Below are 11370 nucleotides of genomic sequence, written 5' to 3'. Positions count from 1 at the left end.
CGGGGGCCCGGTCCGTGGAACCGGGCCCCCGCGCCGCGTCTGGTCGGATCAGGCCGAGGCGATCGCCTTCTTGGTGAGACGCTCGCCCGACTCGATGTCGAACGCGTGCACGTGGTGCGGCACGGGGGCGAGCACGACGGTCTCGCCCGCGTTCGGGTGGTTGCGGCCGTCGACACGCGCGACGATGTCGGTGCGCTTGCCGGCGATCTCGGTGTGGCCGTAGAGGTAGCCGTCCGCGCCGAGCTCCTCGACGAGGTCGACCGTCACCGAGAGACCCTGGCCGTCGGCCGGGTTCACGATGATGTCCTCGGGGCGGATGCCGGCGGTGACCTGCGTCGCGCTGGTGGGACGGTCGATGTCGGCGTCGACGACGGCGGTGCCGAACTGGATGCCGCCGGCGCTCGCCAGGTCGACCTGGAACAGGTTCATGGCGGGCGAGCCGATGAAGCCGGCGACGAAGACGTTGTTCGGCTTCTCGTACAGGTCACGCGGCGTGCCGACCTGCTGCAGCAGACCGTCCTTGAGAACCGCGATGCGGTCGCCCATGGTCAGAGCCTCGGTCTGGTCGTGGGTCACGTACACCGTGGTGACGCCGAGGTTGCGCTGCAGCGACGCGATCTGGGTGCGCGTCTGCACGCGCAGCTTCGCGTCGAGGTTCGACAGGGGCTCGTCCATGAGGAACACCTGGGGCTTGCGCACGATCGCGCGGCCCATCGCGACGCGCTGACGCTGACCACCGGAGAGGGCCTTCGGCTTGCGGGTCAGGTAATCCTCGAGGTCGAGGAGCTTCGCGGCCTCGAGCACGCGCTGCGCGCGCTCTTCCTTGCCGACGCCGGCGATCTTGAGCGCGAAGCCCATGTTCTCGGCGACCGTCATGTGCGGGTACAGCGCGTAGTTCTGGAACACCATCGCGATGTCGCGGTCCTTCGGCGGGATGTCGGTGACATCGCGATCGCCGATCAGGATGCGGCCGGAGTTGACCTCTTCGAGGCCGGCCAGCATGCGCAGCGACGTCGACTTTCCACAACCGGACGGGCCGACGAGGACGAGGAACTCGCCGTCACCGACCTCGAGGTTGAGCTTGTCGACGGCCGGGCGGGTGCCGCCCGGGTACAGACGGGTTGCGTTGTCAAAGGTGACGGACGCCATGTTTTCTTCTCCTTCACCGGCAGGTACGTGCCGGACGATCCGTAGTGATGGAATGAGCGGGGGCTTGGCCCGCACGTCCTGCGATGGACGCGTTCTCAGTATCGCACGTTCTCCTCTGCGAAGAAGAGGCCTCGTCTGGGCATTTCACAGGCTCGCTGGCTAGCATCGACACATCGCCTTGCTCCGTCCGCGACGCTGGACCCGATCCGGATCGTGACGACCGGGATGCACCGCGATGTGCCCTCGAGCTGCCTCCCACAGAAGGTCCCATGTCCCACGACGACGCCCCGAACGAGCCCACGCCTGCTGGCCGCCGCGATGCGGTGCGCGAGAAGGCGCAGCTCGTCCACGCGAAGCAGTCGCGGGCACGCGTGTTGCGCCGCTCGGCGCTCGCCGTCGTCGCCGCTGCCGCCGTCGTCGCGGTCGCGGTCGCGGTGTCGTGGGCGGTGCGCTCCAACAGCGATCGGCCGCAGCTGCAGCCGGCCGATGCCACCGCCGACGGCTTCCGGGTGACGTCAGTGTCTTCGGTCTCGCCGGGAACGCCGATCGACGGCGCGAGCTCGGTGCCCACGGCTGCGGCCGAGCCGCAGGCGACACCTTCGCCGTCCACCTCGGCATCCGTGGTCGACATCCACGTCTACGTCGATTACCTCTCGCCGGCGGCGCGACAGTGGCAGCTCGCCAACGCGAAGCAGCTGGCGTCGTGGGTGTCGGACGGGGCGGCAACCCTGACCTACCACCCGGTCTCGATGCTCACCGCCAAGTCGAACGGAACGAAGTACTCGTTGCGCGCGGCGAGCGCAGCCGCTTGTGTCGCGACTCTCGATCCGTCGAAGTTCTTCAGCTTCAACAACGACCTCCTCACCCGTCAGCCGGCTGTCGACTCCGACGGCTTCTCCGACAAGGAACTCGCCGACATCGCCCAGGCGAACGGCTCTGACGATCCGAAGCGCCTTCGCGACTGCATCGAGACCGAGTCGTACTCGTCGTGGGTGAAGGGTGCCACCGAGCGCGCGATCAGCGGCATCCCCGGGACGAACGGGCTCACCCTGACGGGGACGCCGATGGTCGTCGTGAACGGCCAGCAGTACGTGGGCGACATGACGGATGCCGCGGAGTTCTCGCAGTTCGTGCTCACGAGCGCGAGCGGGGCGTACTACAAGTCGCAGACCGCGACGCCCACGCCCACCGTGACGCCGACGGCCGCGCCGTAGCGCGCGGCGCGGCCCGGATAGCCTCGGCGGTCTGGTTTCTCACAGCCTCCGAAGGAGACGTACCAGGCGCCCGCTCCGATGTCGGTGATCACTGCGGAGTTCTCGTCCATGCTCAACAGGACGACGCGGGTCGCCTCCGTCGTGGAATCGAAGAGGGAAGGATCCTCCGGATCGGACGCGAGCGGATGATCGCTCGTGGAGTGCGCGCCCCGCGCCTTCGCTTCCGTCACCGTGTCGCCGACGGAGATGCCGGAAACAGTGCGGACCGGCACAGCGCCGATGCGCGGCGAGGTGGACGAGACGAACGTGCCACGGCAGGCGTCCGCGCACTCGTCAGGGCTGAAGAAGGTCGTGATGATCAGACCCTCCCACGTGAAGGTGGCTGTGAACTTCGCGCCCTCCGGTCCGCCCGGCTTGGTCGTCTCGGTGACTTCCGATCCGGCTGCGGTGCTGATCGATTCGGCAAACTGAGTGGGATCCTCGCCTCTGAGGTTGAGGTGCGGGCGGACCCGGCCTTGTTCATCGAGCAGGGTGAGGTCGGTCGCCGAAATGACCAGGGCGGCATCTTCCGAACCGGGTCCGGGACTCGACGTCGGTGTCGGGGTCGCAGCGATCACCGGCGCGACGGTTGTCGCTGTCGGCGGCTCCGTTCGCGGAGAGGCTGAAGGCGTGGGCGCGGGCTGGGCGTCTGTGCAGCCTGCCAGAGATACGGTCAGGATGCCGGCTGCAATAAGTGCCCAGATTCTGCGCATGTGCCCATGATCGCGGACCACAACGCGGGAGCCGTCGCTCTTCGATGTGCGTGCGGTACGCCGCATCACGTAACCTCTATGGGCGGGGGAGACCCCCGATGCCCGGACTCCGGGCCCGCCGGCTTGGCGCAATTGGTAGCGCACCGTACTTGTAATACGGGGGTTGCAGGTTCAAGTCCTGTAGCCGGCACCGTTTATCTGACACCCTGACCAGCTGACTTCCGCGAAATCACGCGGAAGGGGCGCGATCGATCATGGAGCGAGCGCCTCGGTTCATGGAGGACAAGCTGCTTACGGGTGGCGAATGGGTGGCGAATAGGGGCCTTTCTTCGTCGCGAAGGTGGCAGCCGGGAGAACACCCGGCTGCCACCGAGATAGTCGTGTCTAGTTGCAGGCGGACGCGATGAAACCGAGCAGGCCCTTATCGGCGGCGTCAGTTTCGAGGTTCCACGGAGACTTGAAGGCGCCTCCGACCATGTGGCAGCCAATCTGGTTACCGGTCGTGGCGCGGTTGATCTTCGCCTTGTTGCCGCTAGTTACCTGCGCGTTGGCGAGCTCGGACTGCGCTACTCCCTGCCACGTGGCGGCGCAGACGACGTTGCCCGGGCACGCCGCCTTCGCGAACAGAGTCGGCGTCATCGCGATGCGAGTAGCGCCGCTGTACCAGGACCATGACTCGACCCATGTGCCTCCTAGCCACGGATCTGCAACCACCGGGTAAACGTTCGACGATCCGTGAGCGACGTGTTGAACGAGAGCGTTGCCTGCGATGGCGTAACTGGTGGCTACAGCGTCGCCGTTGGCGTCGACAGCCCAGGGCGCAAGTACGCCGAAGAGCACACTGCCGTCTGCAGCTTTCACCGCCACGCCGCCATCCTCGACGCGGTTGAGCGTCGCGCCAGCGGGCAAGTCGAACTCGTATCGATATTCCGTGGGGCTAGAGGGGCCGTCGATAACGGAAATCAGCTGCACGGAACCGTCCATCTTCGCGACTGGAACGGACGTCGACCCATCTCCACCGTCGAAGCCCACAAGGCCGTCCCCGATCGTGACCGCATCAGCTGCAGCGCCGGGAAGAGTGACTTCTATCGCTGCGTCACCCGATGCGATGACAATGGGGTCGGAGGAGTTGCCCGGGACGGTAACACCGACACTGGCAGGGTCGGCAGTGCTCGACAGGACATCGGGAGCCTCGTCGGTCTGGGCGGTTGCGGCGAGGGCGCTCAAGACATCGTCGCCGGGCTTATCCGCGGCGACGGCCGCCGTTGCGCCAAGCGAGGCAATCAACAACCCTCCAATTGCTGCCATGCACAGTCCCGCATGCAGTCGTCGATTCATTGCGAACGATCCTCCTCGATCGGTGCGCGTCGGTTTACCCGCGCGCGTTGTGGTGCGCCTACCGTCCATGGCTCGGCGCTGGGCGGCGGCCCGCTTGGGGTAACTCTATTCAGTCAGAGTTTCACTTCGCCATATATTCTGAGCAAGCGGAATATATGTCTGATACGATGCGTGACATGAGCGTCACTGATCTGCAGTTCGCTGTGTTGTCCTCGCTGGCCTCGGGCCGCAGGCATGGCTACGGTCTTTTACGCGATGCGGAAGACCAGCTCGAGAAGTCTCTCCCCATCGCCACTCTTTACGCCGCGCTGGAATCCATGGCGAGTAAGGGCTGGATTCTTCCCGACGGTGAGGAAGTCGTGCACAAGCGCACGCGGCGTTACTACGTGCTGTCCACAGACGGCATGCAGATACTGAAGCGCCGCGCCGACCAGCTCGCAGCTCAGGCTCAGCTAGCTCAGCGACGACTTCGGGAAGTTAACGGGAAGGCGGTCACGGCATGAGCACGATCGAGCGCGATGTCGAACGGATGCTTCGCTGGTACCCGCGGAGGTGGCGCGAAACGCACGGGGCTGCGCTCATTGATTTGCATATGGAGCGTTCTGAGCACTCCGACTCCACGCAGCTCAGCCAAGAAGAGCGGGCGGCGATGCGAGCTGCTGGTCTCTTCGAGCGCACTCGCCATCTCCTCCCGATTGCCGCGTCTGGGCTCGGAACGGTTGCGCTCGCAGTGGGGTACATCCTTGCGTTGGGTGGTAACAACGCGGTAGGTAATCCGCTGTGGCTCTTCGTCGGTCCACTCCTGCTCAGCGCCTCGGTCTGGAGTCTTCGTGCAGCTACTGACGGGCGATGGAGCGTCCGCACCGCTGTGCCGGTGGTCGCGTCTGCATTCGCGGCGCTCGCGGCTATGGCGGCCCTGAACCTTGCAGTTCTTCGAGATGGCGGCGGCGTCATCCCAAACGTGGAGAGCCTGTGGGCGGTGGGCGCGTTGAGTGCTGCATTCATCGGCATTGCTGTGGCCGTCGCGACCGCGCCGAGTCTTCAGCGCGGCGGAATGACGCGAGACTGGGCCCTCACTATCGGCTTCGTCGCTGGTTTCCTAGGCACGGTGCCCCTCTACCTCGGCCTGCTCGCCGCACCTGCCGGCGTGCTAACCGGTGTCATACTGTGCGGGATCGCCATCCGCTCTGCGGCTCGTAGCCGCCGCGGAGCGGCAGCCGTGGGCGATCCTCGCGGCGAACTCGCCTAAATGCCGTCGATCACCGACCCAAGCCACACCGGTTCTCGCCGGCTGGCGGTGACGCTCGCGCAGTCCTCCGACGTGCCGTGCGGCCATCTTGTGACGGGCGCGCCAAGGATCACGCGCGGTTGCGACCGGTGGTGCGCGACTTGCTCCTGGCCTAATTTGCGCCGAGCCGAGACCAGTCGGCGTAGCGTGAGCGCGTGGACACGACTGAACTACGGTTGCTTGATTCTCAGGTGAGGGCTGGCCGCGTGTCACTCTTCCATGGTGGTGCGCCCGATTTACGCCCTGGCGACTGGGTTCTTCCGCCGTCTCTGTCGGGCATGCCGAGCATGCGCGAGAGGTCCGAAGCTGCCGGATTCACGCGCGTAATGACGTCGGAAGACCTCGTCTATGTCACCACGGAGCGTGCTCTTGCTGCCGCGTTCGCGGCCGATTGGACGACGCGGATGCCCGGAACGGGCCGAGGCTGGCTCTACCGAGTGGATCTTGAGGATCACGAGCTCGTGCCCGACGATGATCTTCCTCGGGGACCATTCATCAGCTTCCAGCTGCCCCGTGTCCGAGTGTCCGCTGTACTCGATCGCGGTGTCGATCCGAACGATCGACGGCACGTGCGCGAACTTCGCCGGTTTGTTGCTCTTATTGCATGAACGGCGGGGCGCGAGAGGTGGCGGCCACTGGGGAGCTTGCCCGAGCTCTGAGGAATCGGTGTCGCCATCGCCGGTGCGGACTCTCGGGTGGCGAATGGGTGGCGAATAGCACTGGCTGGAGGAGTGCTCGACTGGTTGCGCTTGGTCATGTAGGGCCACTACTCGCGGCAAAGTCAGCTCGTCAGATGCCCGCTCTGGTAATACGGGGGTTGCAGGTTCAAGTCCTGTAGCCGGCACTGTCTATCTGACACTCTGACCAGCTGACTTCCGTGGAATCACGCGGGAGGGCGTTCGGCGACCCTTCGCGCATACGTCGCCCTACCTGACCAGGCTTCTCCGACGCAACTCGTCCGGCGCCGTGCATGTGGTGGCTATGAGCGATATGAGTGTTGATCTGGACCCCTTCGAGATGTGGGACGAGGTGGAGCTGTCCGTGCGCACGGGCTTCCACGTCCGCAAAATCCGGCGACACCCTCGCGGTGCCGAAAATGACCCGCTTGGCCCGCAACGTCGAGGACACGCTGCACATGGCTCGCGATCTCACTGGGCGGGGAGCGATCTTCCAGATGGGCCACACGGTCTACGACCCGCGTGACCCGTGGTCGAAGCTGTTCCTGAGCTTTCTCGCCGCGATCGCGGAAGCCGAGGGTGAGTCGATCAGCCTGCGCACCCAGGGGCGGATGGAGAGCGGGCGATGAAGCTGATACCGATCCCCGACGTCGATCGGAACCCGCAGCTTTGGGTCAACGTCGATCACCTGGTGAGCGTGATGCCCATTTGCATGGGCGGCGCGATGGGGATCGTCGTCGACGCGGCGGACCTGAAGATCGATGGGATGCAGCCGTACCGGGTCAGACTCGGAGAGCATGCCAATCGCGCCGCTGCGCAGCTGGCGTTCGAGAAGTGGATGGAGCAGCTGCAGGGCGATCTGTCCTGAGCGCAGCAGCGAGAGGTGACCCAAGGGGGCTTCGGTCGCGATAGGGAAAGGGTTCAGTTCTGCACACACTCGCGGGCTGGATTGAACTTGTCGCCGGTTCATCCCCCACACCGCACTCAGTTTTCTGCGCTCGAGATGTCTCCATCGTCGCCCAGCTCGAGAATCGAAGCAGCAGCACGGGTGGCCTCGTCCACGCGGCAGTCCTTCGGTGGGAAGAAGAGCCCGACGCCGCCACCGATCAGGTAAGCGTCCCACGTTCGTCCCTGCACATCAGCGACTCGTACGGCTCGAGCGTGCCCGGGTAAGGGGAGGAACCGCACACTGCCTACGCTGACGATCTGATCAGATGGCAAATCGACGAGCGTCGCTCCGTGCCGGTCGACGATGCGCAGACGCGATCGGTCTGCATAGAGGACACTTGCTCCGTCATCTCTCATCCCGCGTCGATCATCGGGCCCATAGGGAAAGGTAGCGACGGCCGCCAGAGCGAGAGCGAGCTGCCCTGACTCCGTTGCTTTGTGCGCTACTCTCTGCACGATCTTTCGCGGCTTGATCCGCAACTGATAGACGAGGGTTGCAGCGAATCCAAGTACTGCGACGGCCCAGGCCGCCTGCAGGTAGTCCCCGCGAACGACCCCGATGGAGAAGAGCGTTGCGCATGCAAGGCCACTGCAAAGAAGCAGAAACGAGTACATCCACGCACCAACGCGTGATGACGCCATGACGAACTCAATACCGAGCATTAGCGCATCTCTCTGGGGGCGTCATGGATCGCCACGGGCCCTGCTTGGTGAGACTGATGATGATCGTCCAATTCTATGGAGGGGCCTTACGACGCTTCGATCGCGCTGAGTCCGAAACTGTGCACGTATGAGGGAAGGTCGAGTCTGGATTGTCGGGATGTCGCGTAGACAGTCGCGGACCCAGAGACCGTCTCCAGCCGCGTATCGTCGACCTCCACTATCACTGTCCCAACGTCGACGTGCGGCAAGTCGTGTCGAAAGCGCTCACCGACCAGTGCAACTGCGCTCTCTTTGGTGTCGGTAAGAGCTAGGGAATACCTGTCGTGCAATGTGTCGGAATCCTCGTTCCAGATGGTCCGCACTCCGAAGAGCGATACTCCTGCATACGGCGGTAGGCGCGCGGCGTACAGCTGCTGTTCGAGCGAGAACGGTCCCATCGACCGGGGTCGGCTCCCCGGGCTGAGGGGAATCAACGGGGCAGGATCGCGAACTAACAGGCGGGCTTCGATCCCCGGTTTCCTGATTCGCCAGTCGAGCAGCGTGGGCGTGAGGTCTTCGACCCCGACAGAATGTTCTCGTTTCGCTATCTGTAGCTGCCGTCAGATCCACGCCTGGACAGCTGAGCTTGCGGTCGACGCTGGGCGCTCTTGGCGCTGGTGATCCCGTATTTCCGCGTTTGCCCGGCCTTTGTGATCTCGTAAACGGGGTAGTTCTTGTCCGGTCTGTAGTTTCGTCCGCTGGGACGGGGCACCACGCGTGGCTCGGCACGCGCGATCTGTTCCGCCGCAACGCCAACGACGGCGACAACGGCAGCCACGGCCACAACGCCACGTACGGCCCACCCGATGGGGCCGAGAATCGCCAGAGGCGCCGCGGCTACGAGCATTGCAAATTGACCGGACAGGTCGAGCTGGTTGATGGGGTCGGTGGGGTAGATGTAGTCATTTTCGACGCCGCCTTCTACGGGATCGACGGAGAGGAACCGTCCAAGGCCGGGGACGTACTGGCATGCGCCCCTCTGGATCGTTGCGACAGATCCTGTGTGCTCGTAGAGCTTCTGGTGCTGTCCGAGCCATCCGGGGTCCGCGTCACTGCCGCGCAGCGTGGGAGGAAGCTGACGCAGTTGTATCCGAGAAAGACGTCCTCGTCGACGGTCGATCCGGATGTTGGGTGTCGCCGACGTTCTTCTCGAGAGTCACATTCTCGCCGGCGAGACTCATCTCGGCTACTTGAATGGAGGCGGTGAGCTTGGCGCGGTTCCCGGGCCGGCTCTCTTCGTCGACCATGCTGCGATTCCGCGGTGGCGGGGGTCTTGTTATCGGCAGAGTTGAGGTGGCCAAGGCCTGAGAGGCGGAGGCGTGGGTCTGCATGGCAATATGTCGATAGGTAAGGAGCCTCATGTTCGATGAGTTCCGACGCGAGTTCGGCGCACGACGCGACGTGGTGTCGAGTGCAGGCCTGCCCTGGCACGATGACGCACTGCTTACGGTGCCCGGATACTCGTCCTTCATGGACGAATTCGCAGGGGCATCGTTTCGTGGCGGTCTTTACCGACTTCATGACGATGAGTCGGGCCCGGCCGCAGCACAGTGGATCTCAGAGATGTTTCCGACGACGGACATCCGCCCCTTCGCCTTCGATTGGCTCGGGCGTCAGTTCGGCTTCGACGCCGCGGCTGCGGAAGATGCACGTTTCCGATCGGTGCTTCTCGTCGAACCCGGGACGGGAGAGATCCTGACGATCCCCGCGACGTTCGACGATTTCCATGACTCAACGCTGCACGAATACGAAGACGCTGCGCTTGCGTCAGCCTTCTTCTTGGAGTGGGTGAATGAGTGCGGGCCTACGCTGCCGATCAGCCATGACTACTGCGTTGGGTACCGAGTCCCGTTGTTCCTCGGCGGGGCGGATGCTGTGACAAACCTGGAGCTCACAGACATGGCGGTCTACTGGGGAGTCACGGGTCAGCTGTGGCTGGCGACGAGAGCGATGCAACCGGGGACTGGACTGGGGAGCGTGAGCATCGGTCGTGGCGACAGCTGAAGGGCAGAAGCAGCAGCTCGATGCTCGCGCCGTCATCCGAGAAGGAGCGGAGGATCTGTCTGCCCTGCAACGCCGTGAGGGCGCGGATCGCTATCCGGCATCGCCGAGAGACGGCTCTCGGGACGTGCGGCGTGGAGGCCCACAGTGAATCGAACACCCAGGCAGTACACGGCGCACCACGAGCCCATCTGGCGAGAGCGTGCCAACTTCATCGTCGTCGCGCCGTTGCCGGAGCAGGACCGACATGAGCAGCTGTGGTGCCGGCAGCTGACCGAATCGACATTCGAGGTCTGCTGCATACCGTTCTTCCTCTACGACGTCGCGCTCGGAGACGTTGTCGAAACCGAGACGACGTCGGAAGGAGCTTTCAGCGTCCGTCGCGTGACGGAGCATTCGGGGCGTTACGTCTTCCGCGTGCTCTTCTCTGACCTCTCAGCCGAGACGCAGGCCGAGGTCCAGGACCGTGTGATGGGTCTTGGAGGAGCGGTGGAGCGGGGGACCCCCAAGCTGATCGCGATCGACGCGGAGAATCAGAGGGTCGCTTCCCGAGTCGCCGATTATCTGCAAACCCAGGAGGCTGACGGCAGGCTCTTCTACGAGACGGGCAGAGTATGACCGCGCCAGGAGGTCAAGAGGTGGTGCTGGAAGAGCTCGCCCGCCGTGGATACCACTTCGACTCGCTGGCAAACCTGCGTCGGTCTGGGCTCCGGTACGTCAGCGCGATCCCCGTGCTTGTACAGGCGCTCGAAGGATCAGATGATGACCGTGTCGCGATGGAGATCGTCCGTGCGCTGAGCGTTCCGTGGGCGCGACCGACGGCGACCCGCGCGCTCATTCAGTTTTTCCGTCGAGCTGATGTGCCGTCAAATATGGGTGTTCGTTGGGCCGCAGGTAACGCGCTGGAGACGTCCTGGGATGACGCGGCTTTCGATGAGTTGGTCGATCTGGCTATGGATGTGCGGTATGGGCGGGGACGAGAGATGATCGTGTTCGGGTTCGCCAAGTCCAAGCGTCCGGAAGCGAATCAGGTGTTGCTGCGGTTGTTGTCTGATCGTGACGTCAATGGGCATGCCGTGTCGGCGCTTCGGAAGCGAAAGGTGCGGTTGCCCGCTTCTGTGCTCGACGGACTGCTCCACGATGACCGCACGTGGGTGCGCAGAGAGGCGCAGAAGGTTCTGGAGGCGTACCCGGTTGGCTCCGCTGGGACACGTCAGGTCCGTACTCTGCATTCGAGCAATCTGGACGACGTCAATGCGCCATGAACCGGAACTCTATGGTCGAATCTGCGGGTACCAGCC

Annotated in this window: 13 protein-coding genes and 1 tRNA gene; 10 read left to right on the top strand and 4 right to left on the bottom strand. The window is 64.3% G+C overall.

Annotated features, from left to right (window positions below):
- Positions 1-48: 48 nt before the first annotated feature.
- Positions 49-1149, bottom strand: coding sequence for an ABC transporter ATP-binding protein (locus tag PP359_RS14950; RefSeq protein WP_039411840.1), 1101 nt, complete (start codon positions 1147-1149; stop codon positions 49-51).
- 269 nt (positions 1150-1418) lie between these two features.
- On the opposite strand from PP359_RS14950, the gene PP359_RS14945 reads away from it, so the two are divergent.
- The gene (locus PP359_RS14945) at positions 1419-2363 is read left to right on the top strand and encodes a DsbA family protein (protein ID WP_499250957.1); all 945 of its coding nucleotides are present in this window, start codon (positions 1419-1421) and stop codon (positions 2361-2363) included.
- On the opposite strand, the gene PP359_RS14940 is transcribed toward PP359_RS14945, so the two are convergent.
- Positions 2306-3259, bottom strand: coding sequence for a hypothetical protein (locus PP359_RS14940; protein WP_499250956.1), 954 nt, complete (start codon positions 3257-3259; stop codon positions 2306-2308). The genes PP359_RS14945 and PP359_RS14940 overlap by 58 nt on opposite strands.
- On the opposite strand from PP359_RS14940, the gene PP359_RS14935 reads away from it, so the two are divergent.
- Positions 3233-3305 (top strand) — tRNA-Thr (locus PP359_RS14935). The genes PP359_RS14940 and PP359_RS14935 overlap by 27 nt on opposite strands.
- Positions 3306-3499: 194 nt before the next feature.
- Here PP359_RS14935 and PP359_RS14930 read toward each other — a convergent pair.
- Entirely contained in the window at positions 3500-4453 is a 954-nt protein-coding gene (locus PP359_RS14930) for a hypothetical protein (protein WP_156122576.1), read from the bottom strand.
- A gap of 176 nt (positions 4454-4629) precedes the next feature.
- Here PP359_RS14930 and PP359_RS14925 point away from each other — a divergent pair, with 176 nt between their 5' ends.
- The 5 genes from PP359_RS14925 to PP359_RS14905 all read left to right on the top strand — a co-directional run bounded on the left by PP359_RS14925 (position 4630) and on the right by PP359_RS14905 (position 7286).
- Positions 4630-4956, top strand: coding sequence for a PadR family transcriptional regulator (locus PP359_RS14925; RefSeq protein ID WP_039411848.1), 327 nt, complete (start codon positions 4630-4632; stop codon positions 4954-4956).
- A complete protein-coding gene (locus PP359_RS14920) occupies positions 4953-5702 on the top strand; it encodes a hypothetical protein (protein WP_112930964.1) in 750 nt (249 codons plus the stop codon). Before PP359_RS14925 ends, PP359_RS14920 begins: the two co-directional genes overlap by 4 nt.
- Before the next feature lie 194 nt (positions 5703-5896).
- The gene (locus tag PP359_RS14915; RefSeq protein WP_162722376.1) at positions 5897-6349 is read left to right on the top strand and encodes a hypothetical protein; all 453 of its coding nucleotides are present in this window, start codon (positions 5897-5899) and stop codon (positions 6347-6349) included.
- Positions 6350-6735: 386 nt separating this feature from the next.
- Positions 6736-7047, top strand: coding sequence for a recombinase family protein (locus PP359_RS14910; protein WP_275427305.1), 312 nt, complete (start codon positions 6736-6738; stop codon positions 7045-7047).
- Positions 7044-7286 (top strand): hypothetical protein, encoded by a 243-nt coding sequence (locus PP359_RS14905; RefSeq protein ID WP_112930966.1) that lies wholly within the window; start codon positions 7044-7046, stop codon positions 7284-7286. Before PP359_RS14910 ends, PP359_RS14905 begins: the two co-directional genes overlap by 4 nt.
- A gap of 116 nt (positions 7287-7402) precedes the next feature.
- Here PP359_RS14905 and PP359_RS14900 read toward each other — a convergent pair whose 3' ends face one another.
- Entirely contained in the window at positions 7403-8029 is a 627-nt protein-coding gene (locus PP359_RS14900; RefSeq protein ID WP_499250955.1) for a hypothetical protein, read from the bottom strand.
- 1398 nt (positions 8030-9427) lie between these two features.
- Between PP359_RS14900 and PP359_RS14895 the strand changes: the two genes are divergently transcribed.
- From PP359_RS14895 to PP359_RS14885, 3 genes are all read left to right on the top strand, one after another.
- The gene (locus PP359_RS14895) at positions 9428-10072 is read left to right on the top strand and encodes a T6SS immunity protein Tdi1 domain-containing protein (RefSeq protein ID WP_112930967.1); all 645 of its coding nucleotides are present in this window, start codon (positions 9428-9430) and stop codon (positions 10070-10072) included.
- A 144-nt stretch (positions 10073-10216) separates the two neighbouring features.
- Positions 10217-10687 carry a DUF4265 domain-containing protein gene (locus PP359_RS14890; protein ID WP_162722378.1) on the top strand — a complete coding sequence of 157 codons (471 nt, stop codon included), beginning with the start codon at positions 10217-10219 and terminating at the stop codon, positions 10685-10687.
- 20 nt (positions 10688-10707) lie between these two features.
- Positions 10708-11334, top strand: a complete 627-nt coding sequence (locus PP359_RS14885) for a HEAT repeat domain-containing protein (RefSeq protein ID WP_162722379.1) — start codon at positions 10708-10710, stop codon at positions 11332-11334.
- Positions 11335-11370: the final 36 nt, after the last annotated feature.

The sequence above is a fragment of the Sphingomonas sp. BLCC-B65 genome (assembly GCF_028550675.1).
GTDB lineage: Bacteria > Actinomycetota > Actinomycetes > Actinomycetales > Microbacteriaceae > Microbacterium.
This window is presented reverse-complemented; position numbering and strand designations above follow the sequence as displayed.